Origin of the sequence: Citrobacter sp. BIDMC107 (assembly GCF_001037575.1) — a bacterium.
Taxonomy (GTDB): domain Bacteria; phylum Pseudomonadota; class Gammaproteobacteria; order Enterobacterales; family Enterobacteriaceae; genus Citrobacter; species Citrobacter freundii.
The window spans coordinates 4,372,066-4,395,726 of record NZ_KQ089848.1 but is presented as its reverse complement, the minus strand read 5'-3'; the positions used below and the strand labels follow the sequence as shown (position 1 = coordinate 4,395,726).

The following is a 23,661-nucleotide window of genomic DNA, read 5'->3' as shown; positions in this document are numbered from 1 at the left end:
TTTTCCTTTCCTTCGTCGCAGCAGATATCCGTTAATTATAGCTTTTATTATCTGTTTTAGTGGGTTACGACATATTTGCGCATAAAAAAACCTCGCCAACAGGCGAGGTTCAGGTTGAGCGGTAACTACGCTTCCTTACCATCCGGAAGCACGATGTTACTGGCGGCTAACTGCCCCATATTGTTGTACATCGCACAAGCAGCCTCAACAATTGGCATCGCCAACGTGGCCCCACTGCCTTCGCCCAAACGCATCCCCATATTCAGATACGGATCCAATTCAAGATGCGCCAGCGCGGTACGGGCGCCCTTCTCAGCGGAGAAATGTGACGGGATTAGGTAGGGTTTAATTTGTGGTGCAATCTGGCAGGCCGCCAGCGCAGCGGAATAAGAAAGAAAACCATCCAGCACGACCGGCAGGCCGCAGGAGGCCGCCCCCAACATAACCCCTGCCATGCCGACAAGATCGAACCCACCAACTTTAGCCAGCACATCGACACCGTCATGGCGATCCGGCTGATTGACGGCAATTGCCCGACGCACAACGTCTACCTTATTCCCCACCCGAGAAAGAGGAAGGTTAGCGCCAATACCCACGACTTCCTCAGCATCACTGCCGGTAAGCACGCTAACAATGGCCGCCGCAGGTGTAGTATTTGCCATACCAAGCTCACCGACACCAAACAGCGTTACGCCGTCTTTGGCCAGTTCATGGGTATAGCGAATGACTTCCAGCAACAGCTCCTCGGCCTGCGAATGGCTCATTGCCGGGCCTTCGGCTATATTGCCGCAGCCGCGTGCCACGCGCATATTCACCACGCCGGGAATAGGTTCAGCATCAATCCCCACATCTATCACATGGACCTTCGCCCCCGCCTGAGCGGCGAGGACGCAGACGCCGGTCGTTCCACGCGTCATATTGGCAGCCTGTATAGCCGTGACAACTTTAGGTGAAACGGCAACCCCTTCATCCCACACGCCGTGATCGGCGCACATCACCAGCATCGCTTTGCCATTCACATGCGGCACACCCTTCAGGCCAGGCATCCCGGCCAATTGTACGGCGAGAGATTCGAGTCGCCCCAAGCTTCCCGGCGGCTTAAGCAAGCCGTCGATATGCTGCTGCGCGCGCAGCATCGCGGCACTGTCAGGTAATGGGATCGCGCGGAGTAAAGAGGTTAAAGTCTGCATAAGGGTTCCAGTATGTGGGCTGGCTCAGAGCAGAGCCAGCAAGAAAATCAACTCGCCAAGTTCAATGGCAGCGCCCAGCGTATCGCCGGTTTGCCCACCCAACGTGCGTTTTAATAACTGCCCAAGAATAAAAATCGCCACCATTGTGACAACCAGCGCTGCCACGCCGCGCATGCCGGGAAGCAGCACGGCAGCAAGGATCGCCGCCAATCCCAACGTAACGCAGGTTTGACGCCCGGTGACTTTACCAATAAAAACGTTACCCAGCCCTTCTTCGCGGGCATAGCGATGCCGATACATCAGCAACACCGCCGTTCCTCGCCCGGCGACACATGCCGCCGCCAGCGCAGCCAGCATCGGCGTGCCACGCAAAGCCAGTTCGCTCACCACCAGCACCTTCGCCAGTAAAACGAAAATTAACGCCAGTCCACCGTGGGTTCCCAGACGACTGTCGCGCATGATTTCCAGCATCCGCTCGCGTCGGCGCGCCGAAAAAATGCCGTCACAGGTATCCGCCAGACCATCCAGATGAAATCCCCCGGTCAATAACGCCAGCGTCAGCACCGCAAAAAGGGCGGCCAACGGTATACCGCACCAGGTCTGGAGCGCCATGAAGACCAGCCCCGTCAACCCTCCCAACACGACGCCAATCAGGGGAAACATCACAATACCGCGGGAATAGTGCTCGAAATCCAGTCCTTGCGACCAGCGAGCAGGAACGGGCAAGCGACTGATAAAAGAGAGCATTGCCCAGAACAACTTACTCATTTAATTTTGACTCCAATTCCTGATACCACCAGCCAGACCTCATCAGCCGCCGCCGCCAGTCGCTGGTTCACGCGTCCTGCAATATCACGAAAATGCCGCGCCAGACGGTTCTCCGGCACAATCCCCATTCCCACTTCGTTAGTGACCAACACGATCTTTGCCGGGCAGCGCTGACAGGCTGCAATCAGCGAACGGATTTCACCTTCGATAGACTGCTCCATCGCCGCGTAATCCCAGCTGTCCGGATCGCTGTCACCGCCCAGAGCAAACAGCAGGTTGGTCACCATCGTAGTGATGCATTCAAGCAGAATGGTTTCCTGAGGATCGTTCGCGGCCGTGATCAGTTCATCAAGATGTTGCCAACGTTCGGCTGTACGCCAGTGCGCAGGACGTCCATCGCGATGATGCTGAATTCGCGCAGCCATCTCCTCATCAAAAATCTGCGAAGTCGCAATATACAAAACGTTTGGGGAATCAGCGATCAGCGCTTCCGCATGCCGACTCTTACCGCTTCGCGCGCCGCCAGTAACCAGAATCATCATACTGGCTCCCGGTGTTGCTGCATGATGGTATAAATTTTCTCAATATCGATGTGTTGCCGCATCGCATCCGCCAGCAGATCAAACTGCTGCGATTTATATTGCGCGTAATGGAAGGTGGAATCCAGCGGAGCTAACCCTTTACGTTCTCGCAGGCCATTGACCAACGCACGGGTGAAATCATCGCTGTCGAAAAGACCGTGAAGATAGGTGCCGAACGCCAGACCATCCGCAGTGACCGCGCCGTCAACAACGTTGCAGCCGTCTTTGTGCAACGTCATCACCGACTGACATTCATCGGTTAATGCTGTTTCGCCCATATGAATTTCATAACCGCGAACGGATAACCCCGCCGTGCCCGCCAGCCAGTCAGGCAGCGATGAGGACATTTGCCCCTCAACCAGGGTCGTGGTTTTGTGCTGGGAAAAATGGGTTACGGTATTGAGCAAGCCCAGCCCCGGCAGCGTACCGAGTCCTGACTCCACTTCATCAATGATGGTATCGCCGAGCATTTGATAACCGCCGCAAATCCCCACCACCGGTACGTTATTACGATGCAATTGCACGATGCCGTGCGCTATCCCGCTTTCACGCAGCCACACCAGATCGCCAAGGGTATTTTTGCTGCCGGGCAAAATCACCAGATCGGCCCCCACCAGCTCTTCAGGCTGGCGAACATAGCGCACACGCACATCCGGCTGCGCAGCAAGCGCATTGAAATCCGTAAAGTTAGAAATGTGCGGGATTTGCACAACGGCGATGTCGATGTCGCGTTTATCAGTGCGCAAATACTTGCCCTTTTGCAGTGCAACGCCATCTTCATCTTCCAGATCAACATCCAGCCATGGCATCACGCCCAGCACCGGAACACCGGTCAGCGCTTCAATTTGCTCGATACCGGAGTGCAGCAGCGTCACATCACCGCGAAACTTATTGATGATCACCCCTTTTACGCGTGCGCGTTCGTGATCGTGCAACAGCGCCAGCGTGCCGTAAATGGAGGCGAATACCCCACCACGATCGATATCCGCCACCAAAACGACAGGGCACTGCGCCATTTCTGCCATGCCCATATTGACGATATCGCGATCGCGCAGGTTAATCTCTGCCGGGCTCCCCGCACCTTCCAGCACCAGCACATCGAACTCCTGCGCCAGGCTGTTATAAACTGACAGGATCTGTTCCCGCAGACGTGGTTTGTACTCGTGGTAACTCACCGCGTCCATATCAGTCGCTACTTTGCCCATCAGCACTACCTGCGCTTTGCGATCGCTGGTCGGTTTAAGCAGAACCGGGTTCATACGCACATCTGGCGTAATACCTGCGGCTTCAGCCTGAAAAATTTGCGCGCGGCCCATTTCTTTTCCCTCTGGCGTAATGCCAGAGTTCAGCGCCATGTTCTGCGATTTGAACGGTGCGGTATGCAGTCCATCCTGATAAAAAATACGACACAGCCCGGCGACCAATACGCTTTTACCCACATCAGATGCCGTTCCCTGCAACATTATTGCCTGCGTCATGACGCCTCCTTCAGTGCGTTCTCTCGCATACAGCTAAAAAATTCAGCCTCTGTTTTACACAGAGGGAAGCCCAACTCGGTATGCAGCTTCACCAGCCAGGGCTGAGTTAATCCCGCTTGTTCAATAAGATCCGTACGGGCGAAAACGTCGCCTGGCGTGCCGTGCGTGAGTACTTCGCCCCGGCGTAAAACGTACACCGCATCGCTGACTTCATAGATAAGATCGATATCATGGCTTGAAATTACGACATGGTTTCCTTGCGCTACGATGCGTTTGATAATCTCAATCATCTGCGTGCGGCCTGACGGGTCGAGGCCCGCAGTAGGTTCATCCAGCAGCAGATACTGCGCCTGCAACACCAACGCCCCGGCTATCGCTACGCGTTTTTTTTGCCCATGGCTTAAACACTGAATGGGCTGATGGCGAAAATGCTGGGCGTCGACCAGCGTAAGCGCATCTTCCACGCGTCGGGCGATTTCAGCCTCATCCACCCCGAGATTGCGCAGGCTAAAGGCGATATCGCTGTCGATATCGGTATAAAAGATTTGCTGATCGGGGTCCTGAAATACCGTTGCCACCTGTTGACGCAGCGCCAGCAGGCCGCGTTTGCTGTAATCCAGCGGTTTGCCCTGCCACATCACCGCGCCTTGCTGTGGGCGCAATAAGCCACTCAGGTTCATAAACAGCGTGGATTTCCCGCAACCATTAGCGCCTACCAACCCGGTGACGGCATGCGTAGAAAAATCCAGCGTTAGCCCTTTGAGGATCGGGTCATCCTGATAGCGAAACCAAAGCGCTGAGGTGGCAAGCATACTTTTCCTTACAGGTGAAAATCACCCTGATAAAGTTTGATATCCAGTGTGGTGGTCATTTGCTGGTAGCGGATCAACACGCGGGTGAACAGCAATCCCACCAGCATTGCCAGAGAGCGGTAGCCCAACGGCAAGCTACGATAACCAAAACGCAGCGTTTGTGCGCGGTGAATAGCCAGCGCCTCGTCTAAGAGAATAAAAATAAACCGCCAGGTCAGCAGGATCTGCTCAGTTAACAGGCGAGGAACGTGCGCGCGTTTGAGTAGGATAATTAATTGCGGAAACGGCAGATTCAGTACCAGCCAGAAGGTTGCCGCCAGCGCTGCAAGGCTGCGCCAGAACGTTTCATTCGCTGTCACCAGACCTGGTGCGCTGATTCCCAACCAGTAACTTCCCACAGGTATGCTGGCCAACAGCGTCTGTGGATCGCGGCTGATGCTAAACAGGATGGTCACTACGCCAACCGCCAGAAAACCAAACGGTAATGCCATCCAACGGCACCAGCGCCAGAATGAAATACGCAGCAGCCAGCAGCTCAGCGCGGCAATCAATAACAGCTCAATACCCTGCCCCAACGGGGGCAGAGTAAACGCCAGAATCATCATCACCAGCCAGAGCAGAAATTTCCGCACTGGCGAGACATGAACCCAACGGCTTTGATAGCTAAGCCTGTCAAGCCCGGTCATCACGGCGTTGCCTGCCCTTGGTATAACCCAGGATATAGAAAATCACGGCTGCGCCCAGCGATCCCTGAAGTGTAAACAGCAGACTTTCAATTTCACCGCTTGCCGGTTCATACAGCGGCTGGAACCAGGGTTCATAATGCGGGGCAATAGCCTGAATCTGACTCTCAGCCTCACCGTCTGAACCGCCGTACTCTCCACCGTGGTTGATAAAGAACGGCAGGATCACCAGCGCCACAACCATGCCCAATATAATCAGCGTCTTTTTCATCGTTAATGTCCTTGTGCGGTTATTAACTGGCGTTTGGTCAGCTGATCGTAAATCAGCACGGTGAGTAACCCTTCCGCAATCGCGATTGGGATCTGCGTCAGACAGAAAATCCCCATGAACTTAATGATTGAACCGGTAGCGCCAGCAGAGGGATCCGGGAACGCCACGCCCAGCTGTACCGACGTCACGAAATAGGTGACGAGATCCGCCAGCATCGCGCACAAGAAGACGCAAACATCACGACGCAGCCCTGCACGGCAGGCCATTTTCCACACCATGTAACCCACTACCGGGCCAATTACCGCCATCGACATGCCGTTCGCGCCGAGCGTCGTTAAACCACCGTGTGCCAGCAGCAGTGCCTGGAACAGCAGAACGATCGCCCCGAGGATGGCCACTACGCCAGGTCCAAACAGGATAACTGCCAGGCCTACGCCGGTAGGGTGTGAACAACTTCCGGTAACGGAAGGAATTTTCAGCGCCGACAGCACAAAAATAAAGGCGCCGCACAGTGCCAGTAAAACTTTCTGGTGGTTATCTTCCTGCACGATTTGGCGCAAGCGCACCAGCCCGTACCACAGGCAGGGTAAAAACAGCAGCCACCATGCCAGCGCCCACATCGGCGGCAAGAAGCCTTCCATAATGTGCATGGCGAACGCTTGCTCAGGAACAATCATCAGTAATAGCGCCGCAGCCAACCCGCTGAAAGACAGCTGTTTTAGCTGTTGTTCAAGCTTCATTGTGCATACTCCCACTGTTTGTTGACCAGAATGGTCGAGAAATAAGGCAGCGGCTGATCGTCGCTCACCTCATCGAGATGACGCCAACACTGTTCAGCTGGCAGCGTGGCTTCAGACATCATTAATGCGCAGCCCAACAAACCTTCTTGTTGCAGCAGCGCTTTGATACGCGCAAAACGACCGTACACTTTCATTAACACCAGACTGTCATGCTGCTTTAACGCCTGCTGAATTTCAGCTTCCGGCGCGGTACAGGAGACCACTGCCAGCGATTGTTGCTCCATGGCGAGCGGGGTTTTCGAACGCGCGGCAATCGCAGCGAAAGAAGTCACGCCCGGGACGATTTCTAACCAGTCAGGCGAACCAATGCGCTGCAGTAAAAAGACCCAGGTACTGAACAGCATGGCGTCGCCGAGCGTAATAAAACCTACTTTTTTTCCAGCTTCGACTTCCTGAACCAGCGCGGTTGCAACCTCATCCCAGACGGCCTCTTTTTCCGCGCTGTCGGCACTCATGGGAAAATGGCAGCAGCGGACCTCGGTCTGCTCGCCGATATACTCCCGTACAATCGACAGCGCCAGGCTATCGCCGCCTTTACGCCCGGCAGGCGCATAGAGAATATCCAGCATGCCCAGCGTACGTGCAGCACGTACGGTGATCAGATCGGAAGCGCCAGGTCCGGTGCTTAATGCGTACAGTTTCCCGCTCATGCTGCTTCCTCCAGCGCCACATTAAGCGCCTGCTGTAAATGTGCCACGAACATGGCGCGAACCGCCGGATTCTCACCCAGTCCACTGAGCCATGGCGTAGCCTTTATCCCGGCCGCATTGAACAATGTTTTCCACGAATCATCTTCGTCAGAGGCCATATCATTGATAGCATGGTCACCAGCAACTAACATCAGCGGCATCAGATGCACCGCCGCCACCCCTTCCTGAGATAAACTTTCAATCAGCACATCCACTTCCGGATAGCTTTCCACCGCCCCAACCCGCGCCGGAAAGCGCTGCGCCGTCATCATATGGTCGAGACAGGCATAGGCGGCAAAGGCATGATGGCTGGCGCCGTGTCCCATAAACACCACTTTTTCATTTTCTCTAAGCGTCGGCATTTGCTGTTGCAGCGCCAGCATCAGCTGGGCGTAATCTTCATGGCTGCTCAGTAGCGGTACACCCAGCGTCAGGCGTGAAAACAGCGGACGCATACTTTGCACTTCGCGGACAATTTTTTCGTATTCGTCGCCATTGATAATGTGCAGCGACTGAATAGCCACATCCTGATACCCCTGCTCCGCCAGTTTTTGCAGCGCCTGCAGCGGTGTGTCGATTTCAATGCCGTCACGCTGCTTGAGCTTGCGGATAATCATCCCGGAGGTAAACGCCCGGAACAGGTCGCGATCAGGGCAACTGGCTGCGAGATCGCGCTCACAGGCCACAATATTTTTTTCACAGGTGTCGTGATAGCTGGTGCCAAAGCTGACCACCAGAAGCGCCTTTTTCATCTCTAACTCCTTAAGCCGCGGCCAGCCAACGCGTTAAACGCGCCGCAAAGGCGGCCTGACTTTCCAGTAACTCGTCTCCCGTCACCAACGGTGCCGGACGTGTAATCACGATGCAGGGGATACCGGCATCCAGACAGGGTTGAACTTTTTCCTGATAACCACCTTCAGCGCCTGAAGCCTTAGTGATCACCACATCAGCCTGACACTGGCGATAAAACGCGGCGTTGAACTCGGCGCTAAACGGCCCACACAGTGCGAAGATTTCACCGACGCCAAATCCCAGATCCGCGCATTGCTGAATGACCTCAGGTACAGGCAGAACACGCGCCAGCAGCGTTTTTTCAGGCAACCCTTCGCGCCAGGTGGCCAGATCTTTACTACCGGTCGTCAGCAGCACGCGATCGCCGAAGCGTCGCGCCACCTCACAGGCTTGCGGAATACTTTGTACGGTATAAAGCTGCGGGTGAGTTAATCCGCTCAACTGCTCAGGGCGCTGGTAGCGGCTCAGCAGTACGCCCGCCGCTTCGCAGGCATTCATAATGTTGCGACTCACCACCTCGGCGTACGGATGCGAGGCATCGATCACCCAGCGCGTCTGATTTTCCTGCAGCCAGGCAATCATTTGCTCGCGTTCCAGACGCCCGCAGCGCACCTGGCCTTTGATGTCTCCCGCCAGCTGCTTTCCCGTCGGGGTCGCAACGGACAGGGTGTAGGCCACGTTTGCCGCATCCAGTTGCTGGCACAGCATGCGCGCGTCGCTGGTGCCGCCCATGACCAGCACATCACCATAATTCACAGCACATAACCTCGTGGCGTGATCATCAGGCCGTCCTGAACATAGGTTGTTTTATTGCCCACGATCACAAGACTGGTCATATCAACCGGCTCAAAGTCCATTTCACCCAGCGTGGTCAGCCATTTTTCCTGCTTTTTACGTCCGGCTGACTTCACAATACCAACCGGCGTTTGTGCGCTCTTGCTGGCAGATAACAGCTCAAATGCGCGCGCCAGGTGACCTTCGCGACCCCGACTGCGCGGGTTGTAGAAACAGATAACAAAATCGGCCTCACCGGCGGCAACGATGCGTTTTTCGATAACCGGCCACGGCGTTAACAGATCGCTTAAGCTGATGTGGCAGAAATCGTGCATCAACGGCGCACCCAGCAAAGAGGCGGCGGCAATGCTGGCGGTCATCCCTGGTATTAACCTGACCTCAACGTCCAGCTTTTGCTTGCTGACCAGTTCGAGCACCAGCCCGGCCATACCGTAAATCCCCGCGTCACCGCTGCTGATCAGCGCCACGTTGTGCCCCGCCTGCGCCAATTCGATCGCCGCCTGACAGCGTTCAATCTCTTTGCACATCCCGGTTTTGATCACCTGCTTGTCGCCAGTGAACGCTTTTACCAGATGGGTGTAGGTTTTATAGCCCACGATGATTTCCGCTGCCTGCAGTGCTTCAACGGCTTCCATGGTCATCATTGCCTGCGAGCCAGGGCCAATTCCAATTACGCTTAACATCAGTGTGAAACTCCCAAAGTGATAGTGACGCCCTGTTCTCGCAGGGTCTCGCCTAACAGTTGTCCGTGGCTCAACAGCCAGGCTGCAGGACCAGAAACGCTTCCTGTACCCACCGTTTTGCGAACAAACGATGAGGCCGGAAAACGGTGCTCATGCTCACGCAGCGCGTCAGCAGTAAAGGTTTCGAAAGGAACGCGGCAGCATGAAGCCAGTTGGATAAGTCCCTGTTCATCTTTTTTCAGCGTGATGCTGCCAATCGCTTTTAGCGCCAGCGGATCAAGCTGTTGGGCTTCGAGTTGGCGGGCAAGCAGCGCAGCCAGCAGCGGGAACGGCGTATCACGGCGACAACCAATTCCGGCCACAACCCGCTGCGGCACCAGCTTCCAGTGCGGAACAGGCAGCTCAGGTAAATTGGTGCGTAAGGTGATGCACACCAAAGCATCCAGTTCAGGGAGTTGGTTGAGATCGGTGACCGTAATAAATCCGCGCCGGTCGCAATGGCTGACATCCTGCGTCAGTTCGTCATCCCACCACAGCCCAACCCGCTTATTGCTGACCAACATCTGATTGACGATCTTCACCGCCGAACGGAAATCACTCATTCGGGCATTCAGTTGAAATGCCAGCGTATCCAGTGCCGCCATATCGTTCACATCCGTCGCGGTGGTGATAACCGGGTCGGCACCCAACATGCCCGCCAGATAACGAGCCAACGCATTAGCACCGCCCGCATGACCGGAGAGCAGGCTGATGACATGCTGGGCACGTTCATCAATGACCACCACCGCCGGATCGCAAAACTTGTCGTTGACCAGCGGGGCCAGTACGCGCACCGCAATGCCGGTCGCCCCGATAAAAATCAGCGCCGAATAATTCGTAAACGCTTCGCGAGCGGTATTCGCAAAGCCGTTTTCGAAGGGAATAAACCCCTCCTCCAGCAGCTTTTCACTGGTAAAACAGGTTACCGGCAGCATAGCTGCCAGACGTTTCGCCAGCACAACGCCGCCAGGAGTCAGGCAAAAAAGCGCAATTGACTCAGGCTTTACGGTATTCATGGCTAAAGTCCGCCGCATAGAGTTTGGAGTAGTGATACTCCGAGCCCAGGAAATTACCGACCAGAATAAGGGCCGTTTTACGGATGCCAGCATCGCGAACCTTGTCGCCAATATCCGCCAGGGTCCCGCGTACGGTCTGGCTTTCCGGCCAGGTCGCTTTATAGATCACCGCTACGGGCGTGGTCGCCGGATAGCCGCCTTCAATCAGACGCTCAGCCACCCGATGAATACGCTGGACGGAAAGATATATCGCCATTGATGTCTGGTGGCTGGCAAAAGACTCCAGCTGTTCACGCTCTGGTACCGGGGTGCGGCCTTCCAGGCGCGTAATGATCAGGCTCTGTGACACTTCGGGCACGGTATACTCAACACCCAGCTCCGCCGCCGCGCCGAGGAACGCGCTGACGCCGGGCACCACCTGCCAGTCAATCCCGCGTTTGGTCAGCTCCTCGCCCTGCTCGCGCACGGAACCATACAACGAGACATCGCCGGTTTGCAGACGCACAACGGTCTTACCCGCTTTCACTCCGGCTTCCATCAGATCAAGGATCTGCTCCAGATGCAGTTCGGCACTGTCGTGACATTCAGCACCAGCAGGGCAATACTCCAGCAGTTCGGTGTTAATCAGCGATCCGGCGTAGATAACAACCTGCGCCTGTTGCAGCAACCGGTAACCTTTGAGGGTAATCAGCTCGCGATCGCCAGGACCTGCGCCAACAAACCACACGCTACGGGGATCAAAAATCTCAGACATGGTTTCCTTCCTTCTGACAGGCGATAACAAATACGGGGTTATTCGGTTTAAAATAGTGACCACTGCCAAGCGCGGTAAGCGAGGAAACCTGTAGCTGCAGGCAATCCACTCCCTGTACGCCAAGATGGTCCAGATGTGTTAGGGCGGTGTTGAGGTTTTCCTGGAGGATAAATGTCATCACCAAACGCCCTGCGGGATGTAATTGACGCATCGACCAGTCAATCAGGTCGGTCAGATGACCACCGCTGCCGCCCATAAAAATGGCATCGGCTTTTTCCGCGATGGTCATGGGAGCAACGCCGGGAAAAATATCGATATTTGCGCAGGCAAAATGCTGGCGGTTTTCATCCAACAACCTGAGCGCCGCCGGGTTACGTTCGATGGCCGTTACACGTAATCCGGGATATTGCAACGCCGCCTCTATCGACACGCTGCCGGTTCCGGCGCCTATATCAATCAGGTGACTGGCGCGGTGTAATTCAAGTTTTGAGAGGGCAAGTGCGCGTACCGCTTCTTTGGTCATCGGCACTTTCTCTCCACGCAGAAACAGCTCATCTTTCATCGAGGATCACCACTGCATTCATGTCATAGTCGGCGTTAACTTCACGCACAGGCAGGAAATGGATCTTTTCGTTTTCCATTGCCAGGTTTTCGCCAATCACCATCCAGCGATGCCCCTTGCCTCGGGCAATGAGCTGCTGCGCGATTTCACGCGGGCCACACAGCGCATCAGTCACCATCGCTACCTTGTTATGTCGCGCCAGCTCATCAAAACAGACGCTGCGGCCATGGCTACTGGTCAGCCACATATCGTTCATATCAATACCGGACTGCGCGCACAGGTACTGCACCGCACTAATGCCGGGAATAATCCGCACATTCTCAATACCAAAATGCACCACCATGCGCGTCCCGATGCCGTAAAACAGCGGATCGCCAGATGCCAGTACCACAACATGCTTCTCCTGGTGCGCGCTAATCCAACTCAGGAGTTCCGGGATATTGGCGCCAAGAGCAAACTGTTCACCGGCAAAATCCGGGAATTGCTGCAAATGCCGCTTTCCACCGACCAGAACATCCGCCACCGCGACCGCTTCACGTGCCGCAGGCGTCATCAAATGCAAACCGGCGGGGCCCATCCCTACAACGGTTAACATTGCATCTCCTCAGCAATCTCTGCGACCGGACGATTACTGCCAAGAACCTGATTATCAAAGGAAAACATGATGGCATCGCAGATCGGCGGATTTTTGGTAAAGCGCAATGTTTGCAGAACACGCATACAAATGCGCTGAGCCAGATGGTCATAAATGTGCTGGAAACCGTATGCGTCGATATGTTCCATCGCCGCTTCGGTGGTATCGCACTCGCTGACCAGCGTCAGCAGCTCCAGCGGTGCGCCAAGTAATGCGAGGTGGGCCACCAGCGTTTCCATGCGGGCATCGGCAATATGGCTATGGGTATGGAAGATCCCCGCCGCGATTTTGACGAGCTTACCGGGATGTCCCACCAGCACAATTTGCCGGAATCCAAGACGTACGGCTTCTTCAATCATGTAGCCGACAAAGTTGCTCATGGTGACTACAACCTGGGTGTCGATACCCATCTGCTCGCGCACAAAACGCTCGCCGTGGTTTCCCGGCACCAGTACGACACGCTCCAGCCCAGCCGCCCGCTTAATTTCCAGCTCCAGCGACAGCGAACGTTTCCAGCTCTCTTCCGACATCGGCGTGACAATACCCGTGGTGCCGATAATCGAAATGCCGCCCAGAATGCCAAGGCGGGAGTTGTAGGTTTTTTGCGCCCGTTCTTCGCCTTCTGGCGCGAAGATTTCAATCTGCGCCCCACGATTTGGGCCAATCGCTTCGCGGACGGCAGATTCGATGGTCTGGCGAGGTGTACGGTTAATCGCCGAACTGCCGACCGGTAGGCCAATCCCTTTGCGGGTTACCGTACCGACCCCTTCACCGCCCTGTAAGGCAATCACGCCACTATCGTCTAACGTCACGCGCGCAAAAATCAGCATCCCATGTGTGGCGTCCACATCATCACCACCGTCTTTGCGGATGGCGGCTATTGCCTGCTGCCCTTCGATATGTGGCGACTCAACGTTCAGGCACAACGTCACCCCGGAAGGCGTGACGATGGAAACCTGATGGATGAGGTGTTGGCGCAATACCATCAACGCTGCCACTTTTGCCGCCGCCGTGGCGCACGATCCCGTGGTATATCCTTTACGCAGCGCTTTACCGTTGTGCCACACCGGCGTATCGAAGGCCTCGCTCATCGCGCCCCCTGCATGTGATAAAGCATGGCGTTGACGATAGCGGCAGCGACATTACTCCCCCCTTTACGGCCTAACGCGGCAATGGCGGGCAACTTGCTTTGGGTCAATGCATCTTTCGACTCTTCTGCACCAACGAATCCGACCGGTACGCCAACCACACCGCTGACAGCGACATCATGCTCAAGCAGGCGAAACAGCGCTGTTGGCGCGTTGCCAAAGACAAACAGCTTTTCCCCCTCTTCCTTCACCGCAATGTCGACAGCAGCCATGGACCGGGTAATCCCCTGCTCTTTTGCCGTACGCACAACTCTCGGGTCACTGATGTAACAGCGGCATTCACCGCCGAATTTTGCCAGCAGCGTTTTATTGATCCCGGAAAGCGCCATCGTGGTGTCGGTATAAATCACGCTCGAACGGCTAAGCGCCGCACAAAACTGCTCCAGCACATCACTGGAAAACCACAGAATGTCCAGCCAGTCGAAATCTGCCGTCGTGTGAATGACCCGCTTGATAATGGCTTCATGTAACGGACTGGCAAACTGATAGTCCGGACGGGTTTCACGGATGATCTCGCCAATAATGTCGAAACTTTTGGCTTCAATCGCCTGGGGTTGCTGGATATATTGCATTATGTTGTCCTCAGGCTACACCGGCCCACAGCCACCGCAGCGCAATAAACAGCGCCAGTGCCAGCGTCGATGCCACCCACATCAGTCGAATCGTATGGGAAATGTCGTCTACCGAAATGTCGCGTTGCGCATCACCGATCCACGGTTTCTCAACGCGCTCGCCAAAGTAGTCATTAGGACCACCCAGACGAATGCCTAATGCCCCGGCTACGGATGCCTCTGACCACGCACAGTTTGGGCTGCTGTGGTTGTAGCGATCGCGCCAGCCAATCTGTAAAGCTCGCGAGCCGTCTTTACGGCATAAAAATGCCGCCACGCCCAGCAGCAGCCAGCTCAGTCTTGCAGGAATAAAGTTCGCGACATCGTCCAGACGCGCGCTGACCATACCGATAGCGCGGTATTTTTCATGTTTGTAGCCCACCATGGAGTCAAGGGTGTTTACCGCTTTGTAGGCCATCGCCAGGGGCGCACCGCCGAGAAGGAGAAAAAACAGCGGCGCGATAATGCCGTCTACGGTGTTTTCAGCCACGGTTTCCACCACCGCACGATTGATCTGTTGCGGTTGCAGTTGCGAGGTATCACGCCCCACTATCCACGACAGTTTTTCCCGACTCGCAGCAAGGTCACCGGCCCGTAGAGGACGTTCGACATCCTGTGCGGCATTCGCCAGGCATCGCCCGGCCAGCACGGTAAAGATCATCCATACCTCTACCACCCAACCCAACCAGGGGTGAACAGATTTTGCCAGTACCAGCACGCCCCAGGACGCAGCCCAGGTCAGACCAACCACCACAATCCACATCACCGCGCCACCAATGCGCAGCGCTCGGTCGCTATGACAATAACGCCGAATAATTCGCTGCACGGCAGAAATCAGATTGCCAATCCAGCGCACCGGATGCGGCCAGTTCTGCGGATCACCGATGATAAAATCAAGCAGCCAGGCAACACACCACGCAAGGATCGTCATAGCGCGCTCCTCGCGGCTGTCAGCCAGTGGCTAAGCATCTGCGGACGTTGAGCAAAATGAACGTGTAAATAGCTGGCAAAGGTGTTTCCAACCTGCCAGCCGCCGGACCAGGCTTGCAGCGTTTTACCATCGCGCACTTTGCGACAGTTCATCACCGCTGGCGTTTCAGGGGTAAAATCGGAATAGTGGAATTCATGCCCGCGCAGCACTTCGCCTTCTGCTGCTAACAATGTTTGCTGTGCGGCCTGCGCTTCGCAGTAGCCAAATCGGGTCAGACGTTTTCCCATTTTGCTGTGGCCGGGAATGATATCCGCCATCAGCCAGGTATCGCCGTTACTGTCCTCAAGCGAACTGCCGAGATACATCAGCCCCCCACACTCTGCGTAAATCGCGACGCCACGTTGATGTGCCGCTCGCAATTGCTTCAGCATCGAGACATTGCGAGCCAGCGCCGCAGCGTGTAGCTCAGGATATCCACCGCCTAACCAGATCATCTGACAGTCGGGTAAGCAGGTGTCGTGCAACGGGCTAAAACGAACAATATTAAGCCCCGTGCGTTCCAGCAGCGTAATGTTGTCCGGGTAGTAGAAGTTGAAGGCTTCGTCATCGGCAATTGCAAGCGTTAGCCCTGCTCCAGCATCTGGGGCAGGCAGCGCGGGCCATTCGCCAGCAGGAAGATTGGTTGACTGGCTTAATGTCAGCAGTGCGTCAATATCAAGGGTTTGCTCCAGCGTGGCAGCAAACTCCTGCCACGGTTGCTGATTGATAACCGACTCACGTGCGGTGACTAAACCCAAATGTCGTTCGGGAAGGGCAACCCCATCCATACGGGGTACGTAACCTAAGACGGGTACATCGCAGTAACGTTCGATTGCGACTTTCAGTAACTGGTAATGCGTTTCGCTGTTAACCCGATTAACAATAACGCCAGCGATGTTCAGGGTGGGATCAAAATGCTGAAAACCCATTACCGTTGCGGCGATTGAGGTGGAAACGGCTTTGCCATCAACCAGTAAGATGACCGGACAGCCTAACTGTTTAGCCATCGCGGCGGTGCTGCAGTAGTTTGGGTCGGTACCATAGCCGTCATACAGCCCCATCACACCTTCAATAACAGCGATATCCGCATGTTGCATCTGCTCATTGAATAGAGCGTTCAGCGTGGGGACGGGAAGCATAAAGCTATCAAGATTGCGGGAAGCAGTACCGCATACCGCTGTATGCCAGCCGGTATCAAGGTAATCAGGACCCACTTTGCAAGGCTGGACGCGCAAACCGCGTTTTTTCAACAAGCTCAACAAGCCCAGCGTCACCGTGGTTTTACCACAGCCGCTTCCGGTACCTGCAAGAACAAATGCGTGAAAATTGGCCGCCATACCCTGATCCTGTTCAGGGTGGTAGGGGTGTAGAGATACCCAGTCTCTCGACTGTATGCATCTGAACCACCCACTTCCCACCGAAGTTGTTGGTAGTCACTGACAGGCAGGTCTTCTGGCTTAGCGTCATCCTCACCCGTCCTTCCCAATCTTGCGATCAGTGGTCCATACGGGGTCGTCAGCATCACAGCAGCGGGGGCTGCGGGGGATTCTCACCCCCTTCCCTACCACATATGTGGCAAACCTGTCAGTTCAAGAGCCTGGTTAATTAAGCTCTCTGTTATGAGGTAAATTCACGACCTCATGACAATAATTCAGTTTAATATCTTTCCGAATTCATTCAGCCAATTTCCTGGCCTTTTCCCTCATATTCATACGTTCACTTTTTGAATGAAAGTATCAGCTAAGAATAAAGAAAGTCATTCACACAGACACTGTATCTCATCACAAAAATAAAAACTGGTGCAGTTTATCCCTCTAATACCATTATTTTGTTGCGCTATGACAATTTATTGGCAGCTGTCATTATTTTTCATTTTATAATGACGGACATAGCACCATATATCAAAAATCGGCAATAGCAAAATATTGCTATTTAAGCGGACTCTCCGCGTGAAATGACATTAATTTGCTGGCGAAATGCCTGCGGCGTAACCTGATACGTTTGACGGAACACTTTGCAAAAATAGCTGGTTTGCGAAAAGCCTAAATTACGTGCAATGCTGGCTATACTCCAGTCACTGTGGCAAAGCAACTCTTTGGCACTTGCCATTCTCTGTTGGTTTACCCATGCGTTAAAACCGATACCCTGATATTTTTTGAACAATTTGCTGAAATAGTACGGGCTAAGGAAAACATGAGAGGCAACATCTTCCAGACGCAACTCGTCTGATAAATGTGCATCAATGTAGCGCAGGGCTTTTTTCATTTTACTGTCATGGGGGTTGGTACTGCGGTTAGCGCGTACCGGCTCTGACTGCTGCGGGTTATCTTTGATAACAACAAAATTGAGTTGTTTCTTAAGGCAATTTTCGACGATGAGCTTGAGTAAATCCGCTGAGGCAATGACTCGAGAATAGTCCATCTCAGGTACATTACGGAATTCGTTGACCAGCTCTGGATCGGCTTGCCAGCGGTCATCGACGTTCAGAATATCAACGAGACCTACATCGTTACTTAAGCGTACTTGTCCACAAAGCACAAACCCTACCAGGTGTCCCGCGATGACCAGCGGAATTGAGAAATCGGTAAGCCCGGCATGGCAGCGATAAATGCAAGGTTGATCGGACTTAGAGGCTTCCAACCCGCCACAGCGGTCGCTCATACGACAACGCGTACTATGCTGAGGATGCTGGCGCATCAACTGGCAAAAAGGAGTGAAATTAAAAAGCTCAGAAATTTCATCACCGTGAATATTGACAACCACAACAGCCAGACTGGTGGCCTGTGCAAAATCCTGTGCGATTTTATTAATGAGTTCTGAGTTCAGGGCACTCGCAGAAATCATGATAAAACCTCTCAGTTAATTTATTGTTATAAATAAAACATATTATTCACACATTCATTTTCATCTCGCGATCCAGCGCTCTGATGAAAGTCAGCATTGAACATAACAAAAGTCTCCCATTCTTGGGAGACTTTTTAAGCCGTTCAGGAAACCGGATCACGAAAACAGTTTTTGCCTTTCAATAATAAACATCTTTCATGAAGCTAGCTCTCGTTTTCCTCCAACTTACACGAATTACACGGTAAATTTTTGCCAATAAAATAGCGATAAATTGCTGCGCCCGCACAGGCGCCGATGATGGGAGCCACAATCGGCACGATGAAATAAGGGATATCGCGCCCACCAGTCATCGCAACATCACCCCACCCGGCCATCCAGGCAAACAATTTAGGACCAAAATCACGTGCCGGGTTCATCGCAAAACCGGTAAGTGGACCGGTTGATGCGCCGATAACAGCAACCAGAATACCAATCAACAGTGGTGCCAGAGGGCCTTTGGGAACGCCGTTACCGTCGTCCGTTAGCGCCATAATCATCCCCATCAGAATGGAGGTAATCACCACTTCGACTAGTGCGGCCTGCCAGACACTCAGTGCGGCGGCAGGATACGTGCTAAAAATACTGGCAAGTTGCAGGCTTTCCAGACTGCCGCGTACCATTTGGTGGGCTGATTCATACTCAATGAATAAACTGCCGTACAACAAATAGGCCAGCATAGCGCCACCAAAGGCACCCGCTATCTGAGCGACAGAATAAGGCAGTACTTTACGACCAGGAAAACAGGCAAACAACCAAAGTGCGATGGTAATAGCAGGATTGAGATGGGCCCCAGAAATCCCGGCTGTCAGGTAAACTGCAAGCGAGATCCCCAAGCCCCATATGATGCAGATCTCCCACAATCCCAAACTGGCACCCGCGACTTTAAGGGCGCTCAGGCACCCAATACCAAAAAACAAAAATAGCCCGGTACCCAAAAACTCAGCAATACATTGCGCTCTTAGTGAATCGTTCATTGTGACACCTTCTAAGCAGAGTTCGTGTCTTTACCAGCGGACTCCTTGCTGGCAGGAAGATTACTTCAAGACTTACTATAAAAATCTGTATCGGCAAATTGTTGGCAATCTGCAAGCGACATACCCTTAAAAATCGTGTTGTGATAGCAAATTTTTGCCATCACCTTTATTAAAACAGGTGACAAAACGAGGATTCACCCTATTAAAAGTACATTTTCAAAATAATAAAATATTGCGAAAAGCAGAATTCCATTTTCAAACGATCATCACAATTTCATTTTTCTCGCATAGCAAATGATATTTAAACTGTCACTCATAAAAGTGTAAATATGGAATTAACATAACCAAATAATCATATCGATAAAGCTTAAAATAACCAACAAAAACAGTATATTACAATAACAAACAGCAATTTTATCTCACCGTAACCCCACTATTTTTTCACTCTTACTTTCAACTCAGCCATTCTTTTTCCTCGCTTCTTTTTATAGTCATGAAAATCGGGACAACCCAGGCGAGGTCTTTATGCAACAAGAAGCGTTAGGAATGGTAGAAACCAAAGGCTTAACTGCAGCCATAGAGGCCGCAGATGCAATGGTGAAGTCAGCCAATGTAATGCTGGTCGGCTACGAAAAAATTGGTTCGGGGCTGGTAACAGTTATTGTCCGCGGCGATGTCGGCGCAGTCAAAGCAGCAACAGATGCCGGTGCCGCCGCAGCCCGTAATGTGGGAGAAGTGAAAGCCGTACACGTTATCCCACGCCCGCATACCGATGTAGAAAAAATCTTACCGAAGGGAATTAGCTAATGAGCAGCAATGAACTGGTTGAACAGATCATGGCGCAGGTGATTGCTCGTGTGGCAACGCCGGAACAGCAGGCTATCCCAGAAAATAATCACCCAACACGAGAAACGGCTATGGCAGAGAAAAGCTGCAGTTTAACGGAGTTTGTCGGTACCGCGATTGGCGACACCGTCGGTCTGGTAATCGCCAACGTAGACAGTGCCCTCTTGGACGCAATGAAACTTGAAAAACGCTATCGCTCCATTGGCATCCTTGGCGCCCGTACTGGTGCGGGTCCACACATCATGGCCGCTGATGAAGCGGTGAAAGCCACCAATACTGAAGTCGTCAGTATTGAGTTACCACGTGATACCAAAGGCGGCGCAGGTCATGGCTCGCTGATTATTCTTGGCGGCAACGATGTTTCCGACGTGAAACGCGGCATTGAAGTCGCACTGAAAGAACTGGATCGCACCTTTGGCGACGTTTATGCCAACGAAGCCGGTCACATCGAAATGCAGTACACCGCACGCGCCAGCTACGCACTGGAAAAAGCCTTTGGCGCACCGATTGGTCGTGCCTGTGGCGTCATCGTCGGCGCACCAGCATCCGTTGGTGTCCTGATGGCTGATACTGCCCTGAAATCCGCCAACGTGGAAGTTGTGGCTTACAGCTCCCCTGCTCATGGCACCAGCTTCAGTAACGAAGCCATTCTGGTTATTTCGGGTGACTCTGGCGCTGTTCGTCAGGCTGTTATCTCCGCCCGTGAAATCGGTAAAACCGTACTCGGGACCCTCGGCTCAGAGCCGAAAAACGATCGTCCGTCCTACATCTGATATCAGTGAGGCTGATTCATGAGATCGAAAAGATTTGAAGCACTGGCGAAGCGCCCTGTGAATCAGGATGGCTTCGTTAAGGAGTGGATCGAAGAAGGCTTCATTGCGATGGAAAGCCCGAACGACCCCAAACCGTCGATTAAAATCGTCAACGGTACAGTCACTGAACTGGACGGTAAATCCGCTAGTGAATTTGACTTAATCGACCATTTTATTGCCCGCTATGGCATTAACCTGGCGCGCGCTGAAGAAGTCATGGCGATGGATTCGGTCAAACTGGCCAATATGCTTTGCGATCCTAACGTGAAGCGCAAAGACATTGTGCCGCTGACCACCGCAATGACGCCGGCAAAAATTGTCGAAGTCGTGTCCCATATGAACGTCGTTGAGATGATGATGGCCATGCAGAAAATGCGTGCTCGTCGTACACCATCTCAACAAGCGCACGTCACTAATGTCAAAGATAACCCCGTGCAAATTGCCGCTGATGCCGCTGAAGGCGCATGGCGTGGATTTGACGAACAGGAAACGACCGTTGCCGTTGCGCGTTATGCGCCATTTAACGCCATTGCGCTGTTAGTCGGCTCACAGGTTGGACGCCCGGGCGTGTTAACTCAGTGTTCTCTGGAAGAAGCAACCGAACTCAAACTCGGGATGCTAGGCCACACCTGCTACGCTGAAACCATCTCCGTCTATGGTACTGAACCCGTCTTTACCGACGGCGATGACACGCCATGGTCTAAAGGCTTCCTCGCCTCATCCTACGCATCCCGTGGTCTGAAAATGCGCTTTACCTCCGGCTCTGGCTCAGAAGTTCAGATGGGTTACGCCGAAGGCAAATCGATGCTTTATCTGGAAGCCCGCTGTATTTACATCACCAAAGCTGCTGGCGTACAGGGTCTGCAAAACGGTTCCGTAAGCTGCATCGGAGTCCCTTCCGCCGTGCCGTCAGGAATTCGTGCAGTGCTGGCTGAAAACCTGATCTGCTCCTCTCTGGATCTGGAATGCGCCTCCAGCAACGACCAAACCTTTACCCATTCGGATATGCGTCGTACTGCGCGTCTGCTGATGCAGTTCCTGCCGGGTACTGACTTCATTTCCTCTGGTTATTCCGCAGTGCCGAACTACGACAACATGTTTGCGGGTTCGAACGAGGATGCTGAAGATTTTGACGACTACAACGTTCTCCAGCGTGACCTGAAAGTAGACGGTGGTCTGCGCCCGGTTCGTGAAGAAGACGTTATCGCCATTCGTAACAAAGCGGCGCGTGCGCTGCAGGCCGTCTTTGCCGGGATGGGATTACCGCCAATCACTGATGAAGAAGTGGAAGCGGCGACCTACGCCCACGGTTCGAAAGATATGCCGGAACGTAACATCGTTGAAGATATCAAGTTTGCACAAGAGATCATCAACAAAAACCGTAACGGTCTGGAAGTGGTGAAAGCCCTTGCTCAGGGCGGATTTACCGATGTCGCTCAGGACATGCTCAACATCCAGAAAGCCAAGTTAACCGGGGATTACCTGCATACCTCCGCCATTATCGTTGGCGACGGACAGGTGCTATCCGCTGTCAATGATGTTAACGACTATGCCGGTCCGGCAACAGGTTATCGCCTGCAAGGCGAACGCTGGGAAGAGATCAAAAACATCCCTGGCGCACTTGATCCCAACGAGCTTGGCTAAGGGGTGAAAAATGGAAATTAATGAAAAACTGCTGCGCCAGATAATTGAAGATGTGTTGTCTGAAATGCAGACCAGCGACAAACCCGTCTCTTTCCGTGCATCTACAGCGGCAAGCGCACCTCAGGCTGCTACGGCACAGGGCGACAGCTTTCTGACCGAGATTGGTGAAGCCAAACAAGGCCAGCAACAGGACGAAGTGATTATTGCCGTAGGGCCAGCGTTTGGCCTGTCACAAACCGTCAATATTGTTGGGATCCCGCATAAGAATATCTTGCGCGAAGTGATTGCCGGTATTGAAGAAGAAGGCATAAAAGCGCGCGTTATCCGCTGCTTTAAATCCTCCGATGTGGCGTTTGTTGCCGTTGAGGGTAACCGTCTGAGCGGTTCCGGGATCTCTATCGGTATCCAGTCAAAAGGCACGACGGTTATCCACCAGCAGGGGTTACCGCCGCTTTCAAACCTGGAGCTGTTCCCTCAGGCACCGCTTCTGACGCTAGAAACCTATCGTCAGATCGGTAAAAACGCCGCGCGTTATGCCAAGCGTGAATCTCCGCAACCGGTCCCTACGCTGAATGACCAGATGGCTCGTCCTAAGTACCAGGCGAAATCAGCCATTCTGCACATTAAAGAGACCAAATACGTTGTGACAGGCAAAAACCCGCAGGAACTGCGCGTGGCGCTTTGATAAAGGATACCTCCATGAATACCGACGCAATTGAATCGATGGTTCGGGATGTGTTGAGCCGGATGAACAGCCTGCAAGGCGAGTCCGCGACTCCGTCCGCGGCAAGTTCATCAGCACATACCGCGAAAGTCACGGATTACCCTCTCGCGAATAAACATCCTGAGTGGGTAAAAACTGCGACCAACAAAACGCTGGACGACTTCACGCTTGAAAATGTTCTGAGCAACAAAGTGACCGCGCAGGACATGCGCATCACTCCTGAAACACTGCGCCTCCAGGCGGAAATCGCCAAAGATGCCGGACGTGACAGGCTGGCGATGAACTTTGAGCGCGCTGCCGAGCTAACCGCTGTTCCTGACGATCGCATTCTTGAGATCTACAACGCGCTGCGCCCGTACCGCTCAACAAAAGATGAGCTGATGGCTATCGCCGACGATCTCGAAAATCGTTATCAGGCAAAAATCTGTGCAGCTTTCGTTCGTGAAGCGGCAGCGCTGTACGTTGAGCGTAAAAAACTCAAAGGCGACGACTAACTCAGGGA

Annotated in this window: 27 protein-coding genes and 1 riboswitch; of the genes, 5 read left to right on the top strand and 22 right to left on the bottom strand. The window is 53.5% G+C overall.

The genetic code is table 11. From position 1 onward, the window contains the following. Positions 1–125 precede the first annotated feature (125 nt). The 22 genes from cobT to pduF all read right to left on the bottom strand — a co-directional run bounded on the left by cobT (position 126) and on the right by pduF (position 19,133). The gene (cobT, locus tag SK39_RS20360; protein WP_048217362.1) at positions 126–1,190 is read right to left on the bottom strand and encodes a nicotinate-nucleotide--dimethylbenzimidazole phosphoribosyltransferase; all 1,065 of its coding nucleotides are present in this window, start codon (positions 1,188–1,190) and stop codon (positions 126–128) included. A gap of 24 nt (positions 1,191–1,214) precedes the next feature. Next, the gene (gene cobS / locus SK39_RS20355) at positions 1,215–1,958 is read right to left on the bottom strand and encodes an adenosylcobinamide-GDP ribazoletransferase (protein WP_003844226.1); all 744 of its coding nucleotides are present in this window, start codon (positions 1,956–1,958) and stop codon (positions 1,215–1,217) included. Then, a complete protein-coding gene (gene cobU / locus SK39_RS20350) occupies positions 1,955–2,500 on the bottom strand; it encodes a bifunctional adenosylcobinamide kinase/adenosylcobinamide-phosphate guanylyltransferase (RefSeq protein ID WP_003844228.1) in 546 nt (181 codons plus the stop codon). Before cobU ends, cobS begins: the two co-directional genes overlap by 4 nt. Beyond that, entirely contained in the window at positions 2,497–4,017 is a 1,521-nt protein-coding gene (locus SK39_RS20345) for a cobyric acid synthase (RefSeq protein WP_048217361.1), read from the bottom strand. Before SK39_RS20345 ends, cobU begins: the two co-directional genes overlap by 4 nt. Continuing rightward, complete coding sequence (locus SK39_RS20340; RefSeq protein WP_003839037.1) at positions 4,014–4,829, bottom strand: energy-coupling factor ABC transporter ATP-binding protein; 816 nt, start codon at positions 4,827–4,829, stop codon at positions 4,014–4,016. The genes SK39_RS20345 and SK39_RS20340 overlap by 4 nt, the downstream gene beginning before the upstream one ends. Positions 4,830–4,837: 8 nt before the next feature. Continuing rightward, complete coding sequence (locus SK39_RS20335; RefSeq protein WP_003030290.1) at positions 4,838–5,515, bottom strand: energy-coupling factor ABC transporter transmembrane protein; 678 nt, start codon at positions 5,513–5,515, stop codon at positions 4,838–4,840. Further along, on the bottom strand, positions 5,502–5,783 hold the full coding sequence (locus tag SK39_RS20330; protein ID WP_003030289.1) for an energy-coupling factor ABC transporter substrate-binding protein: 282 nt from the start codon (positions 5,781–5,783) through the stop codon (positions 5,502–5,504). The genes SK39_RS20335 and SK39_RS20330 overlap by 14 nt, the downstream gene beginning before the upstream one ends. Before the next feature lie 2 nt (positions 5,784–5,785). Beyond that, positions 5,786–6,523, bottom strand: a complete 738-nt coding sequence (gene cbiM / locus SK39_RS20325) for a cobalt ECF transporter S component CbiM (RefSeq protein WP_003834098.1) — start codon at positions 6,521–6,523, stop codon at positions 5,786–5,788. Beyond that, entirely contained in the window at positions 6,520–7,233 is a 714-nt protein-coding gene (locus SK39_RS20320) for a cobalt-factor II C(20)-methyltransferase (RefSeq protein WP_044711250.1), read from the bottom strand. Before SK39_RS20320 ends, cbiM begins: the two co-directional genes overlap by 4 nt. Next, a complete protein-coding gene (cbiK, locus tag SK39_RS20315; RefSeq protein ID WP_003844231.1) occupies positions 7,230–8,024 on the bottom strand; it encodes a sirohydrochlorin cobaltochelatase in 795 nt (264 codons plus the stop codon). Before cbiK ends, SK39_RS20320 begins: the two co-directional genes overlap by 4 nt. A gap of 10 nt (positions 8,025–8,034) precedes the next feature. Further along, a complete protein-coding gene (locus SK39_RS20310; RefSeq protein ID WP_048217360.1) occupies positions 8,035–8,820 on the bottom strand; it encodes a cobalt-precorrin-6A reductase in 786 nt (261 codons plus the stop codon). Then, the gene (locus SK39_RS20305) at positions 8,817–9,542 is read right to left on the bottom strand and encodes a precorrin-3B C(17)-methyltransferase (protein WP_003030278.1); all 726 of its coding nucleotides are present in this window, start codon (positions 9,540–9,542) and stop codon (positions 8,817–8,819) included. The genes SK39_RS20310 and SK39_RS20305 overlap by 4 nt, the downstream gene beginning before the upstream one ends. Next, the gene (gene cbiG / locus SK39_RS20300) at positions 9,542–10,597 is read right to left on the bottom strand and encodes a cobalt-precorrin 5A hydrolase (RefSeq protein ID WP_003030276.1); all 1,056 of its coding nucleotides are present in this window, start codon (positions 10,595–10,597) and stop codon (positions 9,542–9,544) included. Before cbiG ends, SK39_RS20305 begins: the two co-directional genes overlap by 1 nt. Continuing rightward, positions 10,578–11,351, bottom strand: coding sequence for a cobalt-precorrin-4 methyltransferase (locus SK39_RS20295; protein WP_003030275.1), 774 nt, complete (start codon positions 11,349–11,351; stop codon positions 10,578–10,580). The genes cbiG and SK39_RS20295 overlap by 20 nt, the downstream gene beginning before the upstream one ends. Next, on the bottom strand, positions 11,344–11,913 hold the full coding sequence (locus SK39_RS20290) for a decarboxylating cobalt-precorrin-6B (C(15))-methyltransferase (protein WP_003030273.1): 570 nt from the start codon (positions 11,911–11,913) through the stop codon (positions 11,344–11,346). Before SK39_RS20290 ends, SK39_RS20295 begins: the two co-directional genes overlap by 8 nt. After that, positions 11,903–12,508, bottom strand: a complete 606-nt coding sequence (locus SK39_RS20285) for a cobalt-precorrin-7 (C(5))-methyltransferase (RefSeq protein ID WP_003844235.1) — start codon at positions 12,506–12,508, stop codon at positions 11,903–11,905. The genes SK39_RS20290 and SK39_RS20285 overlap by 11 nt, the downstream gene beginning before the upstream one ends. Then, complete coding sequence (gene cbiD, locus SK39_RS20280) at positions 12,502–13,638, bottom strand: cobalt-precorrin-5B (C(1))-methyltransferase CbiD (protein WP_032936768.1); 1,137 nt, start codon at positions 13,636–13,638, stop codon at positions 12,502–12,504. The genes SK39_RS20285 and cbiD overlap by 7 nt, the downstream gene beginning before the upstream one ends. After that, complete coding sequence (locus SK39_RS20275; RefSeq protein ID WP_003030267.1) at positions 13,635–14,267, bottom strand: cobalt-precorrin-8 methylmutase; 633 nt, start codon at positions 14,265–14,267, stop codon at positions 13,635–13,637. The genes cbiD and SK39_RS20275 overlap by 4 nt, the downstream gene beginning before the upstream one ends. Before the next feature lie 10 nt (positions 14,268–14,277). After that, a complete protein-coding gene (gene cbiB, locus SK39_RS20270; protein WP_003839024.1) occupies positions 14,278–15,237 on the bottom strand; it encodes an adenosylcobinamide-phosphate synthase CbiB in 960 nt (319 codons plus the stop codon). Beyond that, a complete protein-coding gene (locus SK39_RS20265) occupies positions 15,234–16,613 on the bottom strand; it encodes a cobyrinic acid a,c-diamide synthase CobB (protein ID WP_048217359.1) in 1,380 nt (459 codons plus the stop codon). Before SK39_RS20265 ends, cbiB begins: the two co-directional genes overlap by 4 nt. A gap of 88 nt (positions 16,614–16,701) precedes the next feature. Then, positions 16,702–16,876: riboswitch (cobalamin riboswitch) on the bottom strand. 332 nt (positions 16,877–17,208) lie between these two features. After that, the gene (gene pocR, locus SK39_RS20260; protein WP_003030260.1) at positions 17,209–18,120 is read right to left on the bottom strand and encodes a transcriptional regulator PocR; all 912 of its coding nucleotides are present in this window, start codon (positions 18,118–18,120) and stop codon (positions 17,209–17,211) included. A gap of 203 nt (positions 18,121–18,323) precedes the next feature. Then, on the bottom strand, positions 18,324–19,133 hold the full coding sequence (pduF, locus tag SK39_RS20255) for a propanediol diffusion facilitator PduF (protein ID WP_003030258.1): 810 nt from the start codon (positions 19,131–19,133) through the stop codon (positions 18,324–18,326). 525 nt (positions 19,134–19,658) lie between these two features. Between pduF and pduA the strand changes: the two genes are divergently transcribed. Genes pduA through pduE form a run of 5 tightly spaced genes read left to right on the top strand, consistent with a single transcriptional unit; the run spans position 19,659 to position 23,653 of the window. Next, entirely contained in the window at positions 19,659–19,940 is a 282-nt protein-coding gene (pduA, locus tag SK39_RS20250) for a propanediol utilization microcompartment protein PduA (RefSeq protein WP_003030255.1), read from the top strand. After that, on the top strand, positions 19,940–20,752 hold the full coding sequence (gene pduB, locus SK39_RS20245; RefSeq protein ID WP_003030252.1) for a propanediol utilization microcompartment protein PduB: 813 nt from the start codon (positions 19,940–19,942) through the stop codon (positions 20,750–20,752). The genes pduA and pduB overlap by 1 nt, the downstream gene beginning before the upstream one ends. A gap of 18 nt (positions 20,753–20,770) precedes the next feature. After that, the gene (pduC, locus tag SK39_RS20240) at positions 20,771–22,435 is read left to right on the top strand and encodes a propanediol dehydratase large subunit PduC (protein WP_003030249.1); all 1,665 of its coding nucleotides are present in this window, start codon (positions 20,771–20,773) and stop codon (positions 22,433–22,435) included. 10 nt (positions 22,436–22,445) lie between these two features. Beyond that, positions 22,446–23,120, top strand: a complete 675-nt coding sequence (pduD, locus tag SK39_RS20235; RefSeq protein WP_032936764.1) for a propanediol dehydratase medium subunit PduD — start codon at positions 22,446–22,448, stop codon at positions 23,118–23,120. A gap of 14 nt (positions 23,121–23,134) precedes the next feature. After that, the gene (gene pduE, locus SK39_RS20230; protein ID WP_016150572.1) at positions 23,135–23,653 is read left to right on the top strand and encodes a propanediol dehydratase small subunit PduE; all 519 of its coding nucleotides are present in this window, start codon (positions 23,135–23,137) and stop codon (positions 23,651–23,653) included. Positions 23,654–23,661: the final 8 nt, after the last annotated feature.

Bases quoted from the DNA above. Each gene is read 5' to 3' on its own strand.
- cbiB (WP_003839024.1), bottom strand. From the start codon at position 15,237: ATGACGATCCTTGCGTGGTGTGTTGCCTGGCTGCTTGATTTTATCATC.
- SK39_RS20330 (WP_003030289.1), bottom strand. From the start codon at position 5,783: ATGAAAAAGACGCTGATTATATTGGGCATGGTTGTGGCGCTGGTGATC.
- SK39_RS20290 (WP_003030273.1), bottom strand. From the start codon at position 11,913: ATGAAAGATGAGCTGTTTCTGCGTGGAGAGAAAGTGCCGATGACCAAA.
- SK39_RS20285 (WP_003844235.1), bottom strand. From the start codon at position 12,508: ATGTTAACCGTTGTAGGGATGGGCCCCGCCGGTTTGCATTTGATGACG.
- cobS (WP_003844226.1), bottom strand. From the start codon at position 1,958: ATGAGTAAGTTGTTCTGGGCAATGCTCTCTTTTATCAGTCGCTTGCCC.
- pduB (WP_003030252.1), top strand. From the start codon at position 19,940: ATGAGCAGCAATGAACTGGTTGAACAGATCATGGCGCAGGTGATTGCT.
- cbiG (WP_003030276.1), bottom strand. From the start codon at position 10,597: ATGAATACCGTAAAGCCTGAGTCAATTGCGCTTTTTTGCCTGACTCCT.
- pduA (WP_003030255.1), top strand. From the start codon at position 19,659: ATGCAACAAGAAGCGTTAGGAATGGTAGAAACCAAAGGCTTAACTGCA.
- SK39_RS20335 (WP_003030290.1), bottom strand. From the start codon at position 5,515: ATGACCGGGCTTGACAGGCTTAGCTATCAAAGCCGTTGGGTTCATGTC.
- cbiM (WP_003834098.1), bottom strand. From the start codon at position 6,523: ATGAAGCTTGAACAACAGCTAAAACAGCTGTCTTTCAGCGGGTTGGCT.
- pocR (WP_003030260.1), bottom strand. From the start codon at position 18,120: ATGATTTCTGCGAGTGCCCTGAACTCAGAACTCATTAATAAAATCGCA.
- pduF (WP_003030258.1), bottom strand. From the start codon at position 19,133: ATGAACGATTCACTAAGAGCGCAATGTATTGCTGAGTTTTTGGGTACC.
- SK39_RS20275 (WP_003030267.1), bottom strand. From the start codon at position 14,267: ATGCAATATATCCAGCAACCCCAGGCGATTGAAGCCAAAAGTTTCGAC.
- pduD (WP_032936764.1), top strand. From the start codon at position 22,446: ATGGAAATTAATGAAAAACTGCTGCGCCAGATAATTGAAGATGTGTTG.
- cobT (WP_048217362.1), bottom strand. From the start codon at position 1,190: ATGCAGACTTTAACCTCTTTACTCCGCGCGATCCCATTACCTGACAGT.
- cbiD (WP_032936768.1), bottom strand. From the start codon at position 13,638: ATGAGCGAGGCCTTCGATACGCCGGTGTGGCACAACGGTAAAGCGCTG.
- cbiK (WP_003844231.1), bottom strand. From the start codon at position 8,024: ATGAAAAAGGCGCTTCTGGTGGTCAGCTTTGGCACCAGCTATCACGAC.
- SK39_RS20265 (WP_048217359.1), bottom strand. From the start codon at position 16,613: ATGGCGGCCAATTTTCACGCATTTGTTCTTGCAGGTACCGGAAGCGGC.
- SK39_RS20305 (WP_003030278.1), bottom strand. From the start codon at position 9,542: ATGTTAAGCGTAATTGGAATTGGCCCTGGCTCGCAGGCAATGATGACC.
- SK39_RS20340 (WP_003839037.1), bottom strand. From the start codon at position 4,829: ATGCTTGCCACCTCAGCGCTTTGGTTTCGCTATCAGGATGACCCGATC.
- SK39_RS20345 (WP_048217361.1), bottom strand. From the start codon at position 4,017: ATGACGCAGGCAATAATGTTGCAGGGAACGGCATCTGATGTGGGTAAA.
- cobU (WP_003844228.1), bottom strand. From the start codon at position 2,500: ATGATGATTCTGGTTACTGGCGGCGCGCGAAGCGGTAAGAGTCGGCAT.
- SK39_RS20295 (WP_003030275.1), bottom strand. From the start codon at position 11,351: ATGTCTGAGATTTTTGATCCCCGTAGCGTGTGGTTTGTTGGCGCAGGT.
- SK39_RS20320 (WP_044711250.1), bottom strand. From the start codon at position 7,233: ATGAGCGGGAAACTGTACGCATTAAGCACCGGACCTGGCGCTTCCGAT.
- pduE (WP_016150572.1), top strand. From the start codon at position 23,135: ATGAATACCGACGCAATTGAATCGATGGTTCGGGATGTGTTGAGCCGG.
- pduC (WP_003030249.1), top strand. From the start codon at position 20,771: ATGAGATCGAAAAGATTTGAAGCACTGGCGAAGCGCCCTGTGAATCAG.